The organism is Reyranella soli, assembly GCF_007992495.1.
Classification (GTDB): Bacteria; Pseudomonadota; Alphaproteobacteria; order Reyranellales; family Reyranellaceae; genus Reyranella; species Reyranella soli.
Genome location: NZ_BKAJ01000069.1, coordinates 79,261 through 100,159, shown reverse-complemented (window position 1 = coordinate 100,159; position 20,899 = coordinate 79,261). Strand labels below are relative to the sequence as shown.

Below are 20,899 nucleotides of genomic sequence, written 5' to 3'. Positions count from 1 at the left end.
GGGACATTGTGGCGTCGCCGCCACAGTGCGACAGCCTCGGTCGGAAATTCAGCGAAGTACTCTTGCCTGCGGGCGTTTCGCGGCATAGCTTGCGCGCCCTCGATACAACCCCAGCCAGGGAGACGTTGATGCTTTCCATCATGTTCAACGCCATCGCTCCCGTCGGCTGCGAATCGGACCTCGCCCGCTTCAGGCATTAGGTCCGGGCGCGGCCGCCGCCGAGGGCGCCGCCTGCTTCTTCCGCTTTTCTGACCATTCACGTTCGTCGGACGTTGCCGGTTCACCCGGCCGGTCGAACGACTTTTTCGGGGGCCATCGCCTTTTCGCGGGCGTGGCATCGAGCAATGACTTCTCGGAGATCCGAGCGAGGGAAAGACCCGCTCATCCGGACGATCCGGTTCGTCGCCGGCCGCTGGCGGCTGCAATGGCGCCTGGCCTCGGTGATGGCGGCCGGCATGATGCTGATCGCGGCGGCCGAGCTCGCTGTGCCGCTCTTCGCCGGGCACATGATCGACGCCTTGGCCGACGTCGCGCGGACGCGCGATGCTGCCGTGCTGGACGCCCTCAAGGCATTCCTCGCTATTGTCGGGCTCGGCGCGGCCCTCGTGGCGCTGCGCTACGGGCTGTTCAGGGGCATCATACGCTTCACCTTGCGCATGATGAGCGAGGTGGCGCACGAGACCTTCTGGCGCGTCCAGCGCTTTTCCACCGATTGGCATGCCAACAGCTTCGCCGGGGCCACGGTGCGCAAGCTCACGCGCGGCGTGTGGGCGTTCGACCTGCTGAACGACACTGTGCTGGTGGCGCTGTGGCCGTCTCTGGTCGTGCTCCTTGGCGCGACGATCCTGTTCGGTTGGCATTGGCCATCGATGGGATTGGCCGTCGGCATCGGCAGCGTCCTCTATGTGCTGGTGACGGTGAAGCTGTCGCTCGACTACGTCACGCCCGCGACGCGCCGCTCCAACGCCTGGGATAGCCTCCTGGGCGGCGCGCTGGCCGATGCGGTGAGCTGCAACCCCGTGGTCAAGGCGTTCGGCGCAGAAGCCCGCGAGGACGCGCGCCTTGGCCGCGTCCTGGCGCGCTGGCGCTCCCGCACTTGGGTGACCTGGAACAGGCACACCCTCACCGGCATCCTGCAGCAGGCCATCCTGATGGTGCTGCGCGTCGTCGTGATCGGGCTCGCCCTGTTGTTCTGGTGGCAGGGTGCGGCGACGCTGGGTGACGTCACCTTCGTGCTCACGGCCTATGGCGTGATCAACGGCTACCTGCGCGACATCGGCCACCACGTGCACAACGTGCAGAGGTCGACCAGCGACCTGGAGGAGCTGGTCGACTTCCATGAGCAGCCGCTCGGTGTGGAAGACCGGCCCGGCGCGGGCGAGCTCGCGATCACGCGTGGCGACATCGAGTTTGACCAGGTGCGCTTTCGCTATCCGGCGCTCGACCGGCAGGTCTATGACGGGTTCTCCGTCCGCATTCCAGCCAGCCAGCGCGTCGGCCTGGTCGGACGGTCGGGCTCGGGCAAGACGACCTTCGTCAAGCTGGTGCAGCGGCTGTACGACCTCGATGGTGGACAGATCACGATCGACGGTCAGGACATCGCCAACGTCCGCCAAGAGAGCCTGCGCCGGCAGGTGGCGATCGTGCAGCAGGAGCCGGTGCTGTTCCATCGCTCGCTCGCCGACAACATCGCCTATGGCCGGCCCGACGCCACCATGGCCGAGATCGAGGCGGCGGCGCGGCTTGCCCATGCGGACGTGTTCGTCGAACGGCTGCCGCAGCGCTACGCCACCCTGGTCGGCGAGCGCGGCGTCAAGCTCTCGGGCGGCGAGCGCCAGCGGGTGGCGATCGCGCGCGCCTTCCTGGCCAATGCGCCGATCCTGATCCTGGACGAGGCAACCTCGAGCCTGGACAGCGAGTCGGAGGCGTTGATCCAGGACGCCATGCATACGCTGATGCAGGGCCGGACGACGCTCGTGATCGCCCACCGCCTGTCCACGGTGCGCGAGCTCGACGGTATCCTGGTTTTCAACCACGGTCGCGTCGTCGAGGACGGCAACCATGCCGCCCTGATGCGGATCAAGGGCGGCATCTACCGCCGCCTGGTCGAGCGTCAGGCCGAAGGCCACGCGGAGGACAGTGGCGACGATCTCGCGGCAGCGTAATCGGGCACTCACCGCGCAATAAAATATCACGGCGGACCATTGGACGATGGTCCGCCGTGGTATTATGAATAATGTATAAGCCGGTGGGGCCGGCAGCAACGAGGGAACAGTCCGTTTCCATGAGCGAAGCGCGCCTGGTGGTCGCCCCGATCGATAGTCGGGAGACATTCAAGGACAAGGCCTATGCGGCCTTGCGGAACGTCATCACGTCCTCAGGCATCTATCGTTCGCGTACGGACATCCGCCTCGATGAGCGCCAGCTCGCGCAGGATTTCGGGATCTCGCGCACGCCGGTACGCGAGGCGATGGCGCAGCTCGAGCGCGAGGGCTTCGTCCGCTCCGTCCCGCGCCGCGGCGTCTATGTCGTGCGCAAGACCAAGGGCGAGGTGATCGAGCTGATCCAGGCCTGGGCCGCGCTGGAAAGCATGGCGGCGCGCCTGATCACCGAGCACGCCAGCGACGAGGACATTGCCGGGTTGCGGCGAATGTTCACGACCTTCGAAGGCGACAAGCTGCACGCCAAGCTCGACGACTATTCCGAGGTCAACATCAACTTTCACCAAAGCATCATCGAGCTCAGCGGCAACAAGGCGCTGATCCGGCTGGCGGAGAACCTGTTCACCCACATGCGCATGATCCGCGGCGCCACGATCGGCGAAGATGACCGCGTCGACCGCTCGATCCGCGATCACATGAATATCATCCAGGCACTAGAGGCGCGCGACACCGAGCGCGCCGAGGACCTGGTGCGCCAGCATGCGCTCGGTCTCGCCGAGCATGTCGCAAAGCACGCCGATTATCTGGACTGAGAGAGGAATTCGGGAGGAACGCATGGCCGAAGCAGCACTCAAGGAAACAGTAGACGAGACCCAGGACCTGACGGACGGCTTCAGCCTCGTCATCGATGCCATGAAGCTGAACGGCATCGACACGATCTATGGTGTGCCGGGGATTCCCATCACCGACCTCGGCCGCCTGGCGCAGGCCGCCGGCATCCGCGTGCTGTCGTTCCGTCACGAGCAGAACGCGGGCTACGCCGCGGCGATCGCAGGCTTCCTGACCAAGAAGCCCGGCGTCTGCCTCACCGTCTCCGCGCCCGGCTTCCTCAACGGCCTGACGGCGCTCGCCCATGCCACCACCAACTGCTTCCCCATGATCCTGGTCTCGGGTTCGTCGGAGCGCGAGATCGTCGACCTGCAGCAGGGCGACTACGAGGAGATGGACCAGCTCGCCATCGCCAAGCCCTTGTGCAAGGCGGCCTATCGCGTGCTGCACGCGCAGGACATCGGCATCGGCCTCGCGCGCGCCATTCGCGCCGCGGTGTCCGGCCGTCCGGGTGGCGTCTATCTGGACTTGCCCGCCAAGCTCTTCGCCCAGGTCATCAATGCCGATGTCGGCGCCAAGTCGCTGGTCAAGGTGGTCGATGCCGCGCCGGCGCAGTTCCCGGGCCCGGCCGCGGTCAAGCGCGCCCTCGATGTGCTGAAGGCCGCCAAGCGGCCGCTGATCATCCTGGGCAAGGGGGCCGCCTACGCCCAAGCCGACGACGCGATCAAGGCGCTGGTGGAGAAGAGCGGCGTGCCCTTCCTGCCGATGAGCATGGCCAAGGGCCTGTTGTCGGACATGCATCCGCAGTGCGCCGGTGCGGCCCGCTCGACGGTGCTGAAGGACTCGGACGTCGTCATGCTGATCGGCGCCAGGCTCAACTGGCTGCTCTCACACGGCAAGGGCAGGACCTGGGGCGACGCGCCCAAGAAGTTCATCCACGTCGACATCGAGCCGCGCGAAATGGACAGCAACGTCGAAATCGCCGCCCCCGTGGTCGGCGATATTGGCTCCTGCGTCGAGGCCCTGCTCGACGGCATGGGTGGCAGCTGGCCGAAGGCGCCCGCCGACTGGACCGGCACGGTCACGGCCAAGCGCGACGAGAACATCGCCAAGATGGCGCCGCGCTTCATGAACAACAAATCGCCGATGGACTATCACGGCGCGCTGGGTGCGCTGCGCACCATCATCAAGGAGCGGCCGGACACGATCCTGGTCAACGAGGGCGCCAACACCCTCGATCTCGCCCGCGGCGCGATCGACATGTACAAGCCGCGCAAGCGGCTCGATGTCGGCACCTGGGGCGTCATGGGTGTCGGCATGGGCTCGGCCATCGCCGCCGCCGTCGAGACCGGCCATCCCGTGCTGGCGGTCGAAGGCGACAGCGCTTTCGGTTTCTGCGGCATGGAGATCGAGACGATCTGCCGATACAAGCTGCCGGTCTGCGTCGTGGTCTTCAACAACGACGGCATCTATCGCGGCGACGGTGTGAACACCGGCGGCGGCTCGGACCCGGCGACGACGGCTTTCGTGAAGGGCGCGCGCTACGACAAGATGGCCGAGGCCTTCGGCGGCGTCGGCGTGAACGCCACCACGCCCGACGACCTGCGGCGCGCGGTCAACGAGGCGCTCGACTCAGGCAAGCCGACATTGATCAACGCCGTCATCGACCCGGCAGCCGGCGCCGAGAGCGGCCGCATCGGCAACCTCAATCCGCAAAGCAAGCTGCGCAAGAAGTAGGTCTTCGCGGCATCAACGACATTCAAGCGACCGGAGAAAGACATGGCTAAGAAGAAGGACAAGAAGGCGAAGAGCAAGGACAAGGCTTCCAAGAAAGCCAAGGCGGCCAAGAAGCCGGTGCTCAAGGTCGTCGCCAAGAAGGCGAACGGCAACGGCCTGCCGAAGGTTTCGAAGAAGGCCTGGGGCGAGGACGGCAAGGCGCTCGACGGCGTGAAGATCCTCGACTTCACCCACGTCCAGTCCGGACCGACCTGCACGCAGCTGCTGGCCTGGTTCGGCGCCGACGTGATCAAGGTCGAGCGGCCGGGCACGGGCGACATCACGCGCGGCCAGCTCGTCGACGTGCCGGGCGCCGACAGCCTCTATTTCACCATGCTCAACCACAACAAGCGCTCCATCACGCTCGATTCCAAGAGCAAGGAGGGCATGAAGGTTCTGGAGCGCCTGGTGAAGACCTGTGACGTGCTGGTCGAGAACTTCGCACCGGGCGCGCTCGACCGCATGGGGCTGACCTGGGAGCACATCCATGCGCTGAACCCGCGCATGATCGTGGCCTCGGTGAAGGGCTTCGGCCCCGGACCCTATGAGGACTGCAAGGTCTACGAGAACGTGGCGCAGTGCGCCGGCGGCGCGGCCTCGACCACGGGCTTCCATGACGGCATCCCGCTGGTCACCGGCGCGCAGATCGGCGATTCCGGCACCGGCCTGCACCTGGCGCTGGGCATCGTGAGCGCCCTCTACCAGCGCAAGCGCACCGGCCGCGGCCAGCGCGTGCTGGCTTCGATGCAGGATGGCGTGCTGAATCTCTGCCGCGTCAAGCTGCGCGACCAGCAGCGCCTCGCCCACGGCCCGCTCAAGGAATACACGCAGTACGGCCAGGGCATCCCGTTCGGCGATGCTGTGCCGCGCGCCGGCAACGACTCCGGCGGCGGCCAGCCGGGCGTCATCCTGAAGTGCAAGGGCTGGGAGACCGATCCCAACGCCTACATCTACTTCATCACCCAGGCGCCGGTCTGGGAGAAGATCTGCGACCTGATCGGCCAGCCCGACTGGAAGACCCATCCGGACTACGCCAAGCCGCCGGCCCGCCTGCCCCGTCTGAAGGAGATCTTCGAGCGCATCGAGCAGTGGACCATGACCAAGAGCAAGTTCGACGTCATGAACGAGTGCAACGCGCTCGACATTCCCGTCGGTCCGATCCTGTCGATGAAGGAGCTGGCCGAGGAGCCGTCGCTGCGCCACACCGGCACCATCGTCGAGGTCGACCATCCGAAACGCGGCAAGTACCTGTCGGTCGGCAATCCGATCAAGCTCTCCGACTCGATCTCCGAAGTGAAGCGTTCGCCTCTCCTGGGCGAACACACCGACGAGATCCTGACCAAGGTGCTGAAGTTCACGCCGCGCGAGATCGCCGAGATCAAGGCATCGGGCGCGACGGGCGAGGCACCGAAGGCCCAAGCGGCGGAGTAGAACATCATGCGCATCGTGGTCCATGGCCAGCAGGCCTTCGGCAAGGCCGTGCTGGAAGCGCTGCTGAAGCGCGGCGAAAACATCGTCGGCGTTTATGTGGCGCCGGAGAAGCCCGGCCAGAAGGCCGATCCGCTGAAGGAGGCGGCGCTGGCGGCCAAGCTGCCGGTGTTCCAACCCGCCTCCTACCGCAAGCCCGAGGTATGGGAAGAGTTCAAGGCGCTGAAGCCCGACCTGCAGGTCATGGCTTTCGTGACCCTGTTCGTGCCCGAGGAGTTCTTGAACATCCCGACGCACGGCTCGATCCAGTACCACCCGTCGCTGCTGCCGGCCTACCGCGGCGCCAGCGCGATCAACTGGCCGATCATCCTGGGTGAGAAGGAAACCGGCCTCTCGATCTTCTGGCCCGACAACGGTCTCGATACCGGTGACGTGCTGCTGCAGAAGACGACGCCGATCAGTCCGAAGGACACGCTGGGCACGGTCTACTTCGACCGCCTGTTCCCGATGGGCGTCGACGCCATGCTGGAATCGGTCGACCTGGTGAAGGCGGGCAAAGCGCCGCGCATCAAGCAGGACGAGTCGAAGGCCACCTACGAAGGCCGTGCCACGGCCGATATCGCCCGCATCGACTGGGGCAAATCGTGGCGCCAGATCGATCCGCTGATCCGCGGCTGCAATCCCGCGCCCGGCGCCTGGACGACGATCGACGGCAAGAACCTGCAGATCTTCGACATCCAGCCCCTGCCGGCACGCGATCCCAAGGGGATCGGCGGCAAGTATGGCGAGATCGTCGACGTCTCGGCTGACGGCTTCACCGTCGTCGTGCCTGACGGCCGCATCAAGGTCCTGCGCGTGAAGCCTGCCGACGGCCCGAAAGTCGCGGCCGGCGAATGGGCGGCGGCCGCCAAGCTCGCTGTTGGCGCGCGACTGGTCTGAGCTTGGAGCAAACGAACTTCCTCACCCTGGGGAGCGCCCGCAGGGCGCGTCTCGAAGGGTGGGCAACAAAAAGACTGGCTCCACCCTTCGAGACGCCACGCTTCGCGTGGCTCCTCAGGGTGAGGTTGTTTTCGTAATCGAGAGGAAACGTCCGATGCCTGCGTCTCAGCACACCAATCCAAAGACCGACATCCAGATCGCCCAGGAAGCCATCAAACGGCCGATCATGGAGCTGGCCAAAGAGAAACTGGGCATCGCGCCGGAGAACCTCGATCCCTACGGCCACTATAAGGCCAAGGTCTCGATGGACTACGTCAAGTCGCTGAAGGACAAGCCCAACGGCAAGCTGATCCTGGTATCGGCGATCTCGCCGACGCCGGCCGGCGAAGGCAAGACCACGACCACGGTGGGCCTGACCGACGCGCTGAACCATATCGGCAAGAAGGCCATGCTCTGCCTGCGCGAGCCGTCGCTCGGACCGTCCTTCGGCATGAAGGGCGGCGCGGCCGGCGGCGGCTACGCCCAGGTCGTGCCCATGGAGGACATCAACCTTCACTTCACCGGCGACTTCCACGCCATCGGCGCCGCACACAACCTGCTGTCGGCGCTGATCGACAATCACATCTACTGGGGCAACGCCCTCGGCATCGACGGCCGCCGCGTCGCCTGGCGTCGCGCCATCGACATGAACGACCGCAGCCTGCGCCAGATGGTGTCGTCGCTGGGCGGAGTCGCCAACGGCTTCCCGCGCGAGGACGGTTTCGACATCACCGTGGCTTCCGAGGTCATGGCGATCTTCTGCCTGGCCAAGGACCTCGAGGACCTGAAGACGCGGCTGGGCAACATCATCGTGGCCTACACGCGCGACCGTAAGCCGGTGCGCGCCGCCGACCTCAAGGCGCATGGGCCGATGGCGGTGCTGCTGAAGGATGCGCTTGCGCCCAACCTGGTGCAGACGCTCGAGGGCACGCCCGCCTTCATCCATGGCGGCCCGTTCGCCAACATCGCCCACGGCTGCAACTCGGTGCTCGCCACGACGACGGCGCTGAAGCTCGCCGACTACGTGGTCACCGAAGCAGGCTTCGGCGCCGATCTGGGCGGTGAGAAGTTCATCGACATCAAGTGCCGCAAGACCGGGCTCAAGCCCGATGCGGTGGTGCTGGTGGCGACCATCCGCGCGCTCAAGATGCATGGTGGCGTGAAGAAGGAAGACCTCAAGACCGAGAACCTGAAGGCGCTCGAAGTGGGCATGTCCAACCTGCAGCGCCATGTCGAGAATGTCCAAAAATTCGGGCTGGTGCCGGTGGTGTCGATCAACCGCTTCAGCGCCGACACCGACGCCGAGATCGCCCTGGTGAAGTCGGCCTGCGCCAAGCTCGGCGTCGAGGCGGTGATGGCCGATCACTGGGCCGAGGGTGGCAAGGGCGCCGCCGATGTGGCCCGTGCCGTGGTCAAGGCGGTCGACAGTGGCAAGAGCAACATGAAGCTGCTCTATCCCGACGACATGCCGCTGGTCGAAAAGATCCGCACCATTGCCAAGGAGATCTATCGCGCCCGCGACATTGCCATCGCCAAGCCGGTGCAGGACCAGCTCGCCTCGTTCGAGGCCATGGGCTTCGGCAAAGTGCCGGTGTGCATCGCCAAGACGCAGTACAGCTTCTCGACCAACCCCGATTCCAAGGCGGCGCCGAACGACCATGTGGTGACGGTGCGCGAAGTTCGCCTGTCGGCTGGGGCGGAGTTCGTGGTGGCGGTGTGCGGCGACATCATGACCATGCCCGGCCTGCCCAAGGTCCCGGCTGCCAACAGCATCGATATCGGCCCTGACGGCAAGATTGTCGGCCTGTTCTAAGGACCTCCTCCCCACGCGCAGCACTCATGCTCCTCTCCCCCGCTAGGGGGAGAGGTTGGGAGAGGGGGTTGCACGAGCTGTCGCAGCCCCCTCTCCTATCCTCTCCCCCTAGCGGGGGAGAGGAACGTGAGTCGTGTCCGCAAGGTTTCGCCTTTCCGGAATTCGCTTTAGGGTCTCTCCAGCAAGAAAGAGGAGACCCCGATGAACGTGATGGCCAAGCGGGACGCGCCGGTGCGTCCCGACCTCAACAATCCCGAGCTCAACAACCTCGCCATGTCGAAGGAGGCCCAGCCCCTGTTCGACGCGGTGATGAAGCATATCGAGGAGAACGTCGCGCCGATCTCGGACAAGTTCTTCGAGCTGGGCGAAGGCCGCAAGGATAACTGGAGCTGGGCGCCCGGGCAGCTCGAGCTGCTCGAGGGCGCCAAGAACAAGGCCAAGAAGTCTGGCCTGTGGAACTTCTTCCTGCCCGGCTCGGAGATCGGCCGCGGCCTCACCAACCTCGACTACGCCTACATCGCCGCCGAGCTCGGCAAGCAGCCGCTCGCGTCGGAGTCTCTGAACTGCTCGGCGCCGGACACCGGCAACATGGAAGTGCTGGAGAAGGTCGGCACGCCGGAGCAGAAGGAGAAGTGGCTGAAGCCGCTGCTCAACGGCGAGATCCGCTCGGCCTATGCGATGACCGAGCCGAACGTCGCCTCGTCGGATGCCAAGAACGTCGCCACCCGCGCCGAGCTCGACGGCGACGACTGGGTCATCAACGGCGAGAAGTACTACATCTCCGGTGCCGGCGATCCGCGCTGCAAGATCATGATCACCATGGTCAAGACCAGCCCCGACGCCTCACCGCAGTTCCAGCAGTCGCAGATCCTGGTGCCCATCGACACGCCCGGCGTGAAGATCCTGGGGCCGATGTGCGTCTTCGGCCACGATCACGCGCCGCGTGGCCACATGCATATCAAGTTCGAGAATGTCCGGGTGCCCAAGGAAAACATCCTGCTGGGCGAAGGCCGCGGCTTCGAGATCTCGCAAGTCCGCCTCGGACCGGGCCGTATCCACCACTGCATGCGCTCGATCGGCGCCGCCGAGAAGGCGCTCGACCTGATGGTCAAGCGCGGCTCGACGCGCCAGGCGTTCGGCAAGAACCTGATCGCGCTCGGCAAGAACCTCGAGACCGTGTCGCGCGCCCGCATCGAGATCGAGGCCATGCGGCTGATGGTTCTGAAGGCCGCCAGGGCGATGGACGTGCTGGGCAACCGCGAGGCCCGCGTGTGGGTCAGCATGGTGAAGGCCATGGTGCCGGAGCGGGTGTGCCAGATCATCGACCAGGCCATCCAGATCCACGGCGCCACCGGCATCTCGCAATGGACGCCGCTGGCCGAGATGTACGCCCAGCAGCGCACCCTGCGCTTGGCCGACGGCCCGGACGAGGTCCATCACATGGTGGTGGGCCGGGCCGAGCTCAGCCGGCACTGATCTCTTGCCGGAGCGCGGACCTCCAGGTCCGCTCATCTTATCGTTGAAGCGATTACTTGAGCGGACCTGGAGGTCCGCGCTCCGGCATGACTATGCCTTCTCGTCGGCCAGGATGCGCTCGTAGGCCGGCAGGGTCAGGAACTCCTCGAAGACCGGCTGCTCGACCAGGTCGATCATGAGCTGGGCCGCATCCTCGTAGCGGCCCTTGGCGTAGGCGTCCTCGCCCATCGCCGCCTTCACCTTGTCGTTCTCCTCGCGCACGATCTCGCGCACGAACTCCTTCGTGACCGGCCGGCCGTCCTGCAGGGTCTGGCCATGGCGCACCCACTGCCAGACCTGCGCGCGGCTGATCTCGGCGGTGGCGGCATCCTCCATCAAGTTGAACAGCGGCACGCAGCCGATGCCGCGCAGCCACGCCTCGACGTAGCCGATACCGACGGCCACGTTCTGGCGCAGGCCGGCCTCGGTCTTGGTACCCTCGGGCGCGACGATCAGGTCGGCCGCGCTGACGTGCACGTCCTGCCGCTTGCGGGCGATCTGGTTGGCGCCCTTCATCACCGCGTCGAACTCCGCCTTGGCGATCTCCACCAGGCCGGGATGGGCGACCCAGGTGCCGTCGTGACCATCGCTCGCTTCGCGCTTCTTGTCGGCGCGCACGCGCTCCATCGCCGCCTCATTGGCCGCAGGATCGTTCTTGATCGGGATCTGAGCGGCCATGCCGCCCATGGCATGGACCTCGCGGCGATGGCAGGTCTTGATCAGGAGCTGGCTGTAGCAGCGCAGGAAATGCGCCGTCATGGTGACCTGGGCGCGATCAGGCAGAACCGACCACTCCTGCTCGCGGAACTTCTTGATGAAGCTGAAGATGTAGTCCCAGCGGCCGCAATTGAGGCCGGCCGAGTGATCGCGCAGCTCCCACAGGATCTCGTCCATCTCAAAGGTCGCGAGGATGGTCTCGATCAGCACCGTGGCCTTGATCGTCTTCTGCGGGATGCCGAGCGCATCCTGGGCATGGACGAACACGTCGTTCCACAGCCGCGCCTCGAGATGGCTCTCCATCTTGGGCAGATAGAAGTACGGGCCGGTGCCCTGCGCCACGAGCTCCGCCGCGTTGTGGAAGAAGTACAGGCCGAAATCGAACAGCGAGCCCGACATCGGCACGCCGTCGACGGTCATGTGCTTTTCCGGCAGGTGCCAGCCGCGCGGCCGCACGAAGAGCACGGCGGTCTTCTCATTCAGCCGGTATTCGCGTCCCGACTGCGGATCGACATAGTCGATCTCGCGATGCACGGCGCTCGCCAGGTTGAACTGCCCGTCGACCATGTTGGTCCAAGTAGGCGTGCTGGCATCCTCGAAATCGGCCATGAAGACGTTGGCGCCGCAGTTCAGGGCATTGATGATCATCTTGCGATCGACCGGCCCGGTGATCTCGACGCGGCGGTCGAGGATGTCCTGCGGCAGGGGTGCCACGGTCCAGTCACTCTCCCGGATCTGCGCCGTCTCGAGTAGGAAATCCGGCTTCTCCCCGGCATCCAGCCGCTGCTGGCGTTCGGCCCGGGCGGCCAGCAGTTCCTCCCGGCGTGGATTGAAGCGGCGCTGCAGGTCGGCGACGAAGGCCACTGCCTCCTTGGTGAGCACTTTCTCGAAATCGGGGTTGATGACGCCGTCGATCGAAACGCCTTCGGGAAGATCCAACGCCACTATATGCACTCCCTCAAAATCGCTAATTTGCTCGCAGGGGAGCGCGATATAGGGCCTTGAGAGCACTTGGGGCAAGGCGCTACGACAACGCATGGATGCTGCTTTCGTCGTTGAATGGCTCAATCTGGTGCTGCGCTGGGCCCACATGATCGTGGGCATCGCCTGGATCGGCGCTTCCTTCTATTTCATCTGGTTGGACAACCATCTTCATCCGCCGCTCGATCCGGCCGACGCCGCCAAGGGCATCGGCGGTGAGGTCTGGGCGGTCCATGGCGGCGGCTTCTACACCGCCAAGAAGTTCACGCTGGCGCCAGAGAAGCTTCCGCCCGAGCTGCACTGGTTCAAGTGGGAGGCCTACACCACCCTGATCACGGGCTTCTTCCTGCTGTGCCTGGTCTACTACTACGGCGCGGAAGTGGCGCTGATCGACCCGTCGGTGATGCCGCTCACCAAAGTCGAGGCGATCGCCATCGGCCTCGGCTTCCTGGTGCTGGGCTGGCTGGTCTATGACGGGCTCTGCCGCTCGGCCTTCGGCGAGGACGATGCCCTCCTGGGCGGCCTGCTCATCATCTATTGCGCCGTGTCGGCCTGGGCGCTCTGCCACCTGTTCTCCGGTCGCGGCGCCTACCTCCATTTCGGCGCGATGCTCGGCACCATCATGGTGCTGAACGTCTACTTCGTGATCATCCCCGGCCAGCGCGAGCTGGTGAAGGCCAAGGAAGAAGGCCGCACACCCGATCCGAAGTACGGGCTGATGGGCCGCCAGCGCTCGGTCCACAACACCTATTTCACGCTGCCTGTGCTGTTCACCATGATCAGCAACCACTACGCCGGGCTGTACGGGCATCCGTGGAACTGGGTCCTGCTGCTCCTGATCTCGGCATCTGGCGCCCTCGTGCGGGTGTGGTTCGTGCAGCGCCACAAGGGCAACCAGAACCCTCTGGTGCTGGCGGCAGGACTGGTCATGCTGGCGATCACCGCCATCGTCTCCCTGCCCCGACCCGAGGCCGACATCGGCCCACCCGCGTCCTTTGCCGAGGTCCAGCCGATCTTCAAGGAACGCTGCCAATCCTGCCACGCCACCAAGCCCACGCAGGAAGGCTTCGCCGCGCCGCCCAAGGGCGTCCTCCTCGAAACGCCCGAGGAAATCCGGGCCCGGGCGGCGATGATCAACCAGCAGGTCTGGGTGACCCGGGTCATGCCGCCTGGCAACCTGACCCATATTACCGATGCCGAGCGACGCCTGATTGCGCGCTGGTTCAAGGGCGGCGCACAATAGCGCCATGATGGCCCGCCCGGGACAGATGCCATGGCGCCGCTTGCTGACGGCGGCGCTGGCGGCGATCGCGATCTTTCTCTACTGGACGCATGTCAGCGAACGCGGCCAGCGCGATGTCGTGCGCAGTGCCGCCGCCACCGAAACGGCGCAGCTCGAGGGGCGCGGCTTCGGGCCAACCATTGGCTTCGCCGACCAGCGCCGGCTCGACGAGCATTTCGAGAAGCACGGTGCCGAGTTCGGCCGCATCACCAAGCAGGACTATCTGCGCCAGGCCCAGCTCCTGCGCGATACCAAGGTCGGCGGACCGGTGCTCGAAGCCGTTCGACGCGACGGCGTCGTCACACGCTACGACCAGCAGACAGGTGCCTTCATCGCCTTCAATCCCAACGGCGTCATCCGTACCTTCTTCAAGCCCAACGACGGCGAGCGCTACTGGCGGCGCCAGGCGGAGCGTGGGGAATGAAACCACCGCCACCGCCCGGCCCGCCCGACGTGGCCGACCTGCGCGAGCTTGTCGACCAGTGGGCCGAATTCACCACCGACCTGGCCAAGGGTTACAGCTTCGACCTCGACAACTGGCTGAACGACGTCGACGTGCGCGAGCTGATCCTCGAGGCGCTGCCGATGTTCAGCAGCGAGGAGCTGGGCGAGCACGCGCTCAAGCTCGAGCAGGCCGACAAGGCGTTCCTGGCGGCGACCCGCGACTTCAAGAAGTGCGTCTGGGGCAAGGGCACGGCCCGGAAGGAGAAATGGACGCCGCAGAGGAACTGGTGGTACTTCCGCACGCCACTCAGCTCCAACGGCCAGCTCGAGGACGAACTGGCGACTATTCGCTGAACAGAGCCTGATGAACCAGCCGAAAATCCTTGTCGAGACGGCGCCGCCCGTCACCACGATCATCATCAATCGACCGCAGGCGAAGAACGCCCTCGACAATGAGGCGGCCCACGCCCTGGCCGCGGCACTGAAAGCCTTCGAGGCCGACACCGAGGCACGCGTTGCCGTGCTGACGGGAACGGGCGGCGCCTTCTGCGCCGGAGCCGACCTCAAGGAGCTGGGCTCGGGCACCGACTACTTTCCATGGGCCGGCAGCGATGACGGCCCCTTGCGCGCGCCGCTTGCCAAGCCGGTCATCGCCGCCATCGAGGGCCATGCCTGCGCCGGCGGGCTGGGCGTGGCGTTGTTCTGCGACATCCGCATCGTCGATGACACGGCGACCTTCGGCGTGTTCTCGCGTCGCTGGGGCGTGCCGATGAGCGACGGCACGACCGTGCGCCTACCGCGCATCGTCGGCCAGGGCCGCGCGCTCGACATGCTGCTGACCGGTCGCGCCGTCGGCGCCGACGAGGCGATCGCCATCGGGCTCGCCACCCGCAAGGTGGCGCGGGGCACGACGCGGATGGAGGCCGAAGCGCTCGCCCGCCAGATCGCGGGCTTCCCGCCGATTGCCATGACTTCGGACCGGCAATCGGCCTATGAGAGCTTCGATCGCGACCAGGCTTCCGCGGTGCGGCGGGAAATGGAGTTGTCGCTGGCGGCGCGGCGGCAGGAATCGCAGAAAGGCGCAGCGCGCTTCGCCGAAGGTGAAGGTCGCCACGGCAAATTCGAGAGGCAGTGAATGCGGGCGTTGGTTTGCGAAGCTTATGGGCCGATCGATAGTCTCAAGATTGCCGACGTGCCGGTGCCGGAGCCCAAGGCAGGCGAGGTGTTGCTGCGAGTCGGCGCGGCCGGCGTGAGCTTCGCCGCCATGCTGGGTGTCCAAGGCAAGCACCAGAACAAGCCGCCCCTGCCCTACGTTCCCGGCAACGAGATGGCCGGCCATATCGTCACGCTGGGTCCAGGCGTCACCGACCTCTCGGTCGGCCAACGTGTCGCCACTGGCGTGAGCCAGGGCGCCTTTGCCGAATACGCCGTGGCGACGGCGGCGAATGTCGTGCCGATCCCGGAGACCATGCCCTACGCGCAGGCAACCAATTTCCCGACGCTGTACCCGACGGCCTACGGCGCGCTGAAATGGAAGGCCGACATGCAGCCAGGCGAAGTATTGCTGGTGCATGGCGCAGGCGGCGGCTCGGGCCTGACAGCGATCGAGGTCGGCAAGGCGATGGGCGCCGTCGTCATCGCCTCGGCCGGCGGCGCCGACAAGCTCGCCGCCGCGAAGGAAGCCGGCGCCGATCATTTGATCGACTATCGTTCGGAAGATCTTCGCAGCCGCGTGCTGGAGCTGACCGGTGGTCGCGGCGCCGACGTCATCTACGATCCCGTCGGCGGATCGGCTTTCGACGTCTCGCTGCGCTGCGTCGCGCCGGAGGGCCGCTTGATCCCGATGGGTTTCGCCAGCGGCACCATTCCGCAAATTCCGGCCAACATCCTGCTGGTCAAGAATGTGACGGTGATCGGCTTCTACTACGGCTACTACACGGGCTGGGGCGGCCGCGGCGAGCCAACCGAGAAGGACATGGCTTCGTTGGCGAAGCGCCGGGCCATGGTTACGGCGGCGCAGACCGAGCTGATGCGCTGGTTCACCGAGGACAAGCTCAGGGCCACGGTCGCCGGCACTTTCGACCTCGCCGACTGGGTCCAGGGCTTCAAGCTGATCGAGGAGCGCACGGTTGTGGGCAAGGCCGTTCTTGTCCCCTAACGGGAGGCTTGTCTGTCAGTGGCCTTCCGGCATAGTTCGCAGGCATGCCGGTACAGTGGACCGTATCTCACCCGACGCGCCTGGTGATCGCGGTCGCCAAGGGTAGCCTCCGCCTTCTGGATATCGAGCACTACCTCGATGGCGTCATGACGGCGAATGCCTTGGCGTATCGCAAGATCTTCGACATGACGCTGGCGACGCCCAACCTCAGCGATGACGACTTGATGGCGCTGGGCGCGCGTATCCGCGCCTACATACCGCTGGGCAAGATCGGCCCATTGGCCATCGTCGCCACGACCCAGAAGAGCTACGAGCAGGCCCGCATGTTCGTCGCTCTTGCCGAGGCCGACCGGCCGATCAAGATCTTCCGCGAGCTCCACCTGGCGCGGCAGTGGCTGGACTCGCAGCCGGATAGCCCTCCGAAGCCCGGCGGTTGATCTCAGGTTCGACGCAGTACACTGCCGAAAATCGCAGCGCTGAAGCCCAGCAGGGCGACGCCCGAAGCCGTCTGCACCGCCGACCGGAAACGCCGGGCGCCGAGCCGTGATTGCACCGCGGCGGCGGAAAGGGCGTAACCGAAATGGACAGCGCCAACGACAACGATGAGCGTGGCGAACAGGGCCACAAATTGCGACAGCAGCGGCTGGTCGTGATGCAGGAAGTTGGGAAAGAGCGCGGCCAGAAAGAACACCGAGCCGAGGTTCGTCGCGCTGACGAAGAACGCCTGGAGATAGCGCCGAACCGGGCCGGCAGACTCCGCCGGTTGGCCATCGACGACCGCGCCGCCACGCGACCGCCAGGCATTGCGCAACGCTTTAATGCCAAGATAGGCGAGATAGGCTGCCCCGATGGCCTGTAGCCCATCGTAGGCGGCCGGGACGCTCATCAGCACCGCGCTGACCCCGAGCGCCGCCGCCACGGCCACCAGGAAGAGCAAGGAGATGTTGCCGAGGATGGTCGGCACGATGCGCGGCAGCCCGAAGCTCAGGGTGTGATTGACGACCAGGATGACCTTGGGGCCGGGCGACACAGAGGCCAGCGCGATCACGCCGGCAAACACGATGAGCTCGTTCAAGCGGACAACACCTTCGGGAACATTTCGCATTCAAGCCTGTCGCCGGGTTTGAGCCCGTGCCCTTCCAGCGGCGGCGAGATCTGGCCGACGCGCGCGGCGTAACGCGCATCGTCGCCACACCAGCGCGTGGCCCAGGCGCGGCGCCGGCGCGAGGTCGAAAGGTTGCCTGACGCGCCGTGCAGCGTGAGCGCATGGAAGGCGATGACGTCGCCTGGTTCCATGTCCCAGGCGAGGAATTCGTGTTGCTCGCGCTCGGCGTCGAGGTCGGGCAGCGGCTCGAAGCGCGGATCGGCGACCGCCAGGTCGACACCGCCCTGCCGGAAGAACTTCGGCTGGAACCATCGGCCCCAGCGGTGCGAACCCTTCACGTATTCGACGCAGGTCGCGCGATCGACCGGATCGAGTGGCAGCCAAAGGGAGACAATCTGCTCGCCGTCGATCGGATAGTACGGCTGGTCGTGATGCCAGGGCGTGCGCTCGCGCGTGCCCGGCTCCTTCACCAGAAGGTGATCGTGATAGTAGACGACCTCGCGCGAGCCCATGAGGCGCGCCGCGATCTCGCGCGCCGGCGAGCGATAGACGAAGTCGCGGGCGGCCGGATGGCGTTGCCAGAGCTGGAAGTCGACGAAGAACAGGCCCGGCGCGCCTTGCGGCGTGTTGCGCCGGACCATGGGGCCGGGGCTCGCCATGTCGGCATCGATCGCCTCGCGCAGGCGCTCGATCCAGTCGAGCGGGAAAGCACCGCGCAGGCAGACAGCGCCGCGGCGCGGTAGCGCACGACCTCCTCGTCGGTCGGCAAGCCCACCATCAGATATGCCCGAAGCTGCCGCCGCGGCCCTTGCCGTCGGCGAAGCGCGCGGCGCCGGAACGAGCCTCGGCCTGCAGGGCCGGCACGCCGCGCCGCGCTTCGTTGACCAGCGACGGGCCGACCTCCAGCGCCCATTGCTCGTAGGACGACAGGCGATCGGAGCGCATGCAGGTCTGGGGGAAGCGGGCGAGCTGCTGTGCAAGCGCGATCGCCTCGGGCAAGGCCTGGCCTTCCGGCACCAGGCGATTGGCCAGGCCCCAATCGAACGCCTCGCGCGCACCGACCTCGCGACCGGTCAGGATCATGTCGAGGGCGCGGCTGTGGCCGATCAGGCGCGGCAGGCGCACTGTGCCGCCGTCGACCAGCGGCACGCCCCAGCGCCGGCAGAAGACTCCGAACTTCGCGCTGTCGGAGGCTACGCGCATGTCGCACCACAGCGCCAACTCGAGGCCGCCCGCCACGGCATAGCCCTCGACCGCAGCGATCACCGGCTTGGAGAGCAAATGCCGCGTCGGACCCATCGGCCCCGGACCTTCGACATTGCGCAGCGCGCTTGCTGACGCCTCGTCCGGATTGCGGCCCGCCGCCACCTTGAGATCGTAGCCGGCACAGAAGGTGCCGCCGCGGCCAGTCAGGATCGCCACCGACTGGCTCGCATCGGCATCGAAGGCGAGGAAGGCGTCGCGCAACAGCACCGCGGTCTCCGGATCGACGGCATTGCGCGCTTCCTTGAAGCGGTCGATGGCGACGATCGTGATCGCCCCTTGCTTGTCGACAGCGACCTTGGCCATGCGCGCCTCCCGCTGTTAGCGCCCCTGCATCATGCGCAGCGGCGTGTAGACCAGGACCGTTTCGCCCGTCTGTTTCTTCACGGCGTTCGTGGTGCGCACCAACGCGCGCATCGGATCCTTGGAAGTCGGCCGGATCTCGGTGAGCTCGATCTCGACATGGATCGTGTCGCCGACATAAGTCGGCCCCTTAATGTCGAAGCCCATCGACAGGAAGGCGAGCCCCGTGCCCTGCAGGGTCGTCGGGATCACCAGCCCCTCGGCCATGGAATAGACCAGGGCGCCTGGCACGGGATGGCCGCCGCGCATCGGCGCGTGCTCCTTCACGTACTCCTTGTTGGTGAACAACTCCTCGGAAAAGCCGCAAAGAGTGACGAAATTCAGCAGATCAGCTTCGAATAAGGTCCGACCATAGGTGACGAAGCAGTCGCCGATCTTGAGCTCGCGCCAGTTCCAGCCCTCGCCGAGCTGCTTCATGGTCGTGGCCGTCAATGGGCGTGGGCGTCGGGCTTGGCGCCCTCGGCCAGCACATAGAGCCTGCTGCAATAGGGGCACTCCACCCGCCCCTCTTCGCCCAGGTTGAGGTAAACTTTAGGATGGCCCAGGGCACCGCCCCCGCCATCGCAGGCGACACGGTCAGTATCAACAGTGATGACTTCAAACGGCTCGGTCACAATCTCACTCCTTTCGCGGCTGGCGATGATAGCGGCCATGGCGGCCCTGGTCATGCTTTCCGCCTGCGCCCCCACCGTTCGGCCCACAATTTCGGGCAACGGACAGTCGGGAAACGGATCGGCCCATGCACCTACCCTCACGTCCGACCGTTATGTCGCAGCCGACGGCACGTCGCTACCGGTCGCCGTCTGGCCGGCCGCCGCCGACAAGTCCGAGGGAGGCAAGCCGAAGGCGGTGATTCTGGGACTGCACGGCTTCGGCGACTATCGCAAGGCGTGGGACGAGCCGGCCGAGATCTGGGCCAAGGATGGCATCACCACCTATTCCTACGACCAGCGCGGCTTCGGCGGCAGTCCGACGCGCGGCCGGTGGCCCGGCACCGAGGCCCTGGTCGACGATGCCAAGACGATGGTTTCGCTGCTGCGCGCCCGGTATCCCGGCGTGCCGATCTATCTCGCCGGCGAAAGCATGGGCGGCGCGGTGGCGCTGGTCGCGGAGGACCAGGGCGCGCAAATCGACGGGCTGATCCTGCTCGCCACGGCGCTACGCTCGCGCGATACCTTCGGCCCGGTGGCGACCGCCGGCCTGTGGTTCTTTGCCCACACCATCCCGTGGCTTCCTTCGGGCCCGACCTCGATCGACTACAAGCCGACCGACAATCCCAAGACGTTGGAGAAGCTGCGCAACGATCCGCAGATGCTGCGCCAGGCACGGCTCGACATGGGCTACGGCTTGGTCGACTTGATGGATGCCGCGCGCGAGTCGGCGACGCGCGTGCATGTGCCCTATCTGATGCTGCACGGCCTCGGCGATCGCATCATTCCGCAGCAGCCGGTGAAGGCGGCCATCGAAGTCATGCCGCGCCGACCCGATTCCAAGCTCGCCTTCTACAAGGAGGGCTACCACCTGCTGCTGCGCGACAAGGAGGGCAAGACGGTGGCGGCCGACGTTGCCGTCTGGATCGCCAATCATGACGCCGCGCTGCCCTCGGGCGCCGAAGCGGAGCGCTCTCAGCCCGAACTGGCAGCGTTGTGGGGCTCCAAGCGCCGCTAGGCGCCGGCGCAGCGCACCACGACCGTGCCCCTGCCGCGCACGGCGCTGGCATCGCCTCGGGTCGGCATGTTGTCCATGTTGAGGACGGTGTAGTTGCCCTTGCACATGGCCAGCGCGCGGTTCTGGCAACCACCCGGCATGCCGCAAGTGATCTGGATCGCCTGCTTGCCGTCAGTCCAGGTGACCATCGTGGCATTGGTGTCGGAGCTGGGATCTGGGCCGGGCACTGTCTTGGGATCGGTGCAAGCGACGGCAAGAACAGCCATGCCGAGGACAACAATCGACCGAGCCGTCACGCGCAAGACCATGTTCTCTCCCCCCTTATTTGCCGGTGGCCGACCGGGCACATGACAGTACCTCGCACCAGGGCGCTCGTATAGGGTCGACGTTTTGGAGAACTCGATGCGATTGGCTTGTG

22 protein-coding genes are annotated in these 20,899 nt (G+C 66.0%); 15 read left to right on the top strand and 7 right to left on the bottom strand.

Annotation, left to right across the window (positions count from 1 at the left end; genetic code table 11):
* From RSO01_RS48450 to RSO01_RS19610, 8 genes are all read left to right on the top strand, one after another.
* A partial coding sequence (locus RSO01_RS48450; protein WP_218037396.1) for a hypothetical protein occupies positions 1–200 on the top strand: 200 nt, incomplete at its 5' end.
* 144 nt (positions 201–344) lie between these two features.
* Positions 345–2,165, top strand: a complete 1,821-nt coding sequence (locus tag RSO01_RS19640) for an ABC transporter ATP-binding protein (protein WP_218037395.1) — start codon at positions 345–347, stop codon at positions 2,163–2,165.
* A 119-nt stretch (positions 2,166–2,284) separates the two neighbouring features.
* Positions 2,285–2,974, top strand: a complete 690-nt coding sequence (locus RSO01_RS19635) for a GntR family transcriptional regulator (protein WP_218037394.1) — start codon at positions 2,285–2,287, stop codon at positions 2,972–2,974.
* A 22-nt stretch (positions 2,975–2,996) separates the two neighbouring features.
* Positions 2,997–4,727, top strand: coding sequence for an oxalyl-CoA decarboxylase (gene oxc, locus RSO01_RS19630; protein WP_147151010.1), 1,731 nt, complete (start codon positions 2,997–2,999; stop codon positions 4,725–4,727).
* A gap of 42 nt (positions 4,728–4,769) precedes the next feature.
* The gene (gene frc, locus RSO01_RS19625) at positions 4,770–6,197 is read left to right on the top strand and encodes a formyl-CoA transferase (protein WP_147151009.1); all 1,428 of its coding nucleotides are present in this window, start codon (positions 4,770–4,772) and stop codon (positions 6,195–6,197) included.
* A 6-nt stretch (positions 6,198–6,203) separates the two neighbouring features.
* Entirely contained in the window at positions 6,204–7,133 is a 930-nt protein-coding gene (locus tag RSO01_RS19620; RefSeq protein WP_147151007.1) for a methionyl-tRNA formyltransferase, read from the top strand.
* Positions 7,134–7,287: 154 nt separating this feature from the next.
* Positions 7,288–8,985 (top strand): formate--tetrahydrofolate ligase, encoded by a 1,698-nt coding sequence (locus tag RSO01_RS19615; RefSeq protein WP_147151005.1) that lies wholly within the window; start codon positions 7,288–7,290, stop codon positions 8,983–8,985.
* A 201-nt stretch (positions 8,986–9,186) separates the two neighbouring features.
* Positions 9,187–10,461, top strand: coding sequence for an acyl-CoA dehydrogenase family protein (locus RSO01_RS19610; protein WP_246158582.1), 1,275 nt, complete (start codon positions 9,187–9,189; stop codon positions 10,459–10,461).
* A gap of 90 nt (positions 10,462–10,551) precedes the next feature.
* Here RSO01_RS19610 and aceB read toward each other — a convergent pair whose 3' ends face one another.
* On the bottom strand, positions 10,552–12,162 hold the full coding sequence (gene aceB / locus RSO01_RS19605) for a malate synthase A (protein ID WP_246158580.1): 1,611 nt from the start codon (positions 12,160–12,162) through the stop codon (positions 10,552–10,554).
* Between the two features lie 91 nt (positions 12,163–12,253).
* Here aceB and RSO01_RS19600 point away from each other — a divergent pair, with 91 nt between their 5' ends.
* Genes RSO01_RS19600 through RSO01_RS19575 form a run of 6 tightly spaced genes read left to right on the top strand, consistent with a single transcriptional unit; the run spans position 12,254 to position 16,519 of the window.
* Positions 12,254–13,441 carry a urate hydroxylase PuuD gene (locus RSO01_RS19600; RefSeq protein ID WP_147151000.1) on the top strand — a complete coding sequence of 396 codons (1,188 nt, stop codon included), beginning with the start codon at positions 12,254–12,256 and terminating at the stop codon, positions 13,439–13,441.
* A gap of 4 nt (positions 13,442–13,445) precedes the next feature.
* Entirely contained in the window at positions 13,446–13,904 is a 459-nt protein-coding gene (locus RSO01_RS19595) for a hypothetical protein (protein WP_147150998.1), read from the top strand.
* A complete protein-coding gene (locus tag RSO01_RS19590) occupies positions 13,901–14,278 on the top strand; it encodes a hypothetical protein (protein WP_147150996.1) in 378 nt (125 codons plus the stop codon). Before RSO01_RS19595 ends, RSO01_RS19590 begins: the two co-directional genes overlap by 4 nt.
* Before the next feature lie 10 nt (positions 14,279–14,288).
* Positions 14,289–15,059, top strand: coding sequence for a crotonase/enoyl-CoA hydratase family protein (locus RSO01_RS19585; protein ID WP_147150994.1), 771 nt, complete (start codon positions 14,289–14,291; stop codon positions 15,057–15,059).
* Positions 15,060–16,082, top strand: a complete 1,023-nt coding sequence (locus RSO01_RS19580; RefSeq protein WP_147150992.1) for an NADPH:quinone oxidoreductase family protein — start codon at positions 15,060–15,062, stop codon at positions 16,080–16,082.
* 44 nt (positions 16,083–16,126) lie between these two features.
* Positions 16,127–16,519, top strand: a complete 393-nt coding sequence (locus RSO01_RS19575) for a hypothetical protein (RefSeq protein ID WP_147150990.1) — start codon at positions 16,127–16,129, stop codon at positions 16,517–16,519.
* Between the two features lie 2 nt (positions 16,520–16,521).
* On the opposite strand, the gene RSO01_RS19570 is transcribed toward RSO01_RS19575, so the two are convergent.
* Genes RSO01_RS19570 through RSO01_RS19550 form a run of 5 tightly spaced genes read right to left on the bottom strand, consistent with a single transcriptional unit; the run spans position 16,522 to position 19,466 of the window.
* Positions 16,522–17,157 (bottom strand): LysE family translocator, encoded by a 636-nt coding sequence (locus RSO01_RS19570; RefSeq protein WP_170303203.1) that lies wholly within the window; start codon positions 17,155–17,157, stop codon positions 16,522–16,524.
* A complete protein-coding gene (locus RSO01_RS19565) occupies positions 17,154–17,972 on the bottom strand; it encodes a phytanoyl-CoA dioxygenase family protein (protein ID WP_147151020.1) in 819 nt (272 codons plus the stop codon). The genes RSO01_RS19570 and RSO01_RS19565 overlap by 4 nt, the downstream gene beginning before the upstream one ends.
* Positions 17,965–18,756: a crotonase/enoyl-CoA hydratase family protein gene (locus RSO01_RS19560; protein ID WP_147150987.1), complete on the bottom strand. Its 792-nt coding sequence runs from the start codon at positions 18,754–18,756 to the stop codon at positions 17,965–17,967. Before RSO01_RS19560 ends, RSO01_RS19565 begins: the two co-directional genes overlap by 8 nt.
* 15 nt (positions 18,757–18,771) lie before the next feature.
* Positions 18,772–19,230: a MaoC family dehydratase gene (locus tag RSO01_RS19555; protein ID WP_147150985.1), complete on the bottom strand. Its 459-nt coding sequence runs from the start codon at positions 19,228–19,230 to the stop codon at positions 18,772–18,774.
* 11 nt (positions 19,231–19,241) lie between these two features.
* Positions 19,242–19,466: a zinc-finger domain-containing protein gene (locus tag RSO01_RS19550; RefSeq protein WP_218037393.1), complete on the bottom strand. Its 225-nt coding sequence runs from the start codon at positions 19,464–19,466 to the stop codon at positions 19,242–19,244.
* On the opposite strand from RSO01_RS19550, the gene RSO01_RS19545 reads away from it, so the two are divergent.
* Complete coding sequence (locus tag RSO01_RS19545; protein WP_170303202.1) at positions 19,465–20,481, top strand: alpha/beta hydrolase; 1,017 nt, start codon at positions 19,465–19,467, stop codon at positions 20,479–20,481. The genes RSO01_RS19550 and RSO01_RS19545 overlap by 2 nt on opposite strands.
* On the opposite strand, the gene RSO01_RS19540 is transcribed toward RSO01_RS19545, so the two are convergent.
* Positions 20,478–20,747, bottom strand: a complete 270-nt coding sequence (locus RSO01_RS19540; protein WP_170303201.1) for a hypothetical protein — start codon at positions 20,745–20,747, stop codon at positions 20,478–20,480. The two genes, RSO01_RS19545 and RSO01_RS19540, sit on opposite strands and share 4 nt — an antisense overlap.
* Between the last annotated feature and the right edge of the window lie 152 nt (positions 20,748–20,899).

Coding starts and splice junctions, on each gene's coding strand:
- RSO01_RS19640 (WP_218037395.1), top strand. CDS start 345: ATGACTTCTCGGAGATCCGAGCGAGGGAAAGACCCGCTCATCCGGACG.
- RSO01_RS19635 (WP_218037394.1), top strand. CDS start 2,285: ATGAGCGAAGCGCGCCTGGTGGTCGCCCCGATCGATAGTCGGGAGACA.
- oxc (WP_147151010.1), top strand. CDS start 2,997: ATGGCCGAAGCAGCACTCAAGGAAACAGTAGACGAGACCCAGGACCTG.
- frc (WP_147151009.1), top strand. CDS start 4,770: ATGGCTAAGAAGAAGGACAAGAAGGCGAAGAGCAAGGACAAGGCTTCC.
- RSO01_RS19620 (WP_147151007.1), top strand. CDS start 6,204: ATGCGCATCGTGGTCCATGGCCAGCAGGCCTTCGGCAAGGCCGTGCTG.
- RSO01_RS19615 (WP_147151005.1), top strand. CDS start 7,288: ATGCCTGCGTCTCAGCACACCAATCCAAAGACCGACATCCAGATCGCC.
- RSO01_RS19610 (WP_246158582.1), top strand. CDS start 9,187: ATGAACGTGATGGCCAAGCGGGACGCGCCGGTGCGTCCCGACCTCAAC.
- RSO01_RS19600 (WP_147151000.1), top strand. CDS start 12,254: ATGGATGCTGCTTTCGTCGTTGAATGGCTCAATCTGGTGCTGCGCTGG.
- RSO01_RS19595 (WP_147150998.1), top strand. CDS start 13,446: ATGATGGCCCGCCCGGGACAGATGCCATGGCGCCGCTTGCTGACGGCG.
- RSO01_RS19590 (WP_147150996.1), top strand. CDS start 13,901: ATGAAACCACCGCCACCGCCCGGCCCGCCCGACGTGGCCGACCTGCGC.
- RSO01_RS19585 (WP_147150994.1), top strand. CDS start 14,289: ATGAACCAGCCGAAAATCCTTGTCGAGACGGCGCCGCCCGTCACCACG.
- RSO01_RS19580 (WP_147150992.1), top strand. CDS start 15,060: ATGCGGGCGTTGGTTTGCGAAGCTTATGGGCCGATCGATAGTCTCAAG.
- RSO01_RS19575 (WP_147150990.1), top strand. CDS start 16,127: ATGCCGGTACAGTGGACCGTATCTCACCCGACGCGCCTGGTGATCGCG.
- RSO01_RS19560 (WP_147150987.1), bottom strand. CDS start 18,756: ATGGCCAAGGTCGCTGTCGACAAGCAAGGGGCGATCACGATCGTCGCC.
- RSO01_RS19555 (WP_147150985.1), bottom strand. CDS start 19,230: ATGAAGCAGCTCGGCGAGGGCTGGAACTGGCGCGAGCTCAAGATCGGC.
- RSO01_RS19545 (WP_170303202.1), top strand. CDS start 19,465: ATGGCGGCCCTGGTCATGCTTTCCGCCTGCGCCCCCACCGTTCGGCCC.
- RSO01_RS19550 (WP_218037393.1), bottom strand. CDS start 19,466: ATGGCCGCTATCATCGCCAGCCGCGAAAGGAGTGAGATTGTGACCGAG.
- RSO01_RS19540 (WP_170303201.1), bottom strand. CDS start 20,747: ATGGCTGTTCTTGCCGTCGCTTGCACCGATCCCAAGACAGTGCCCGGC.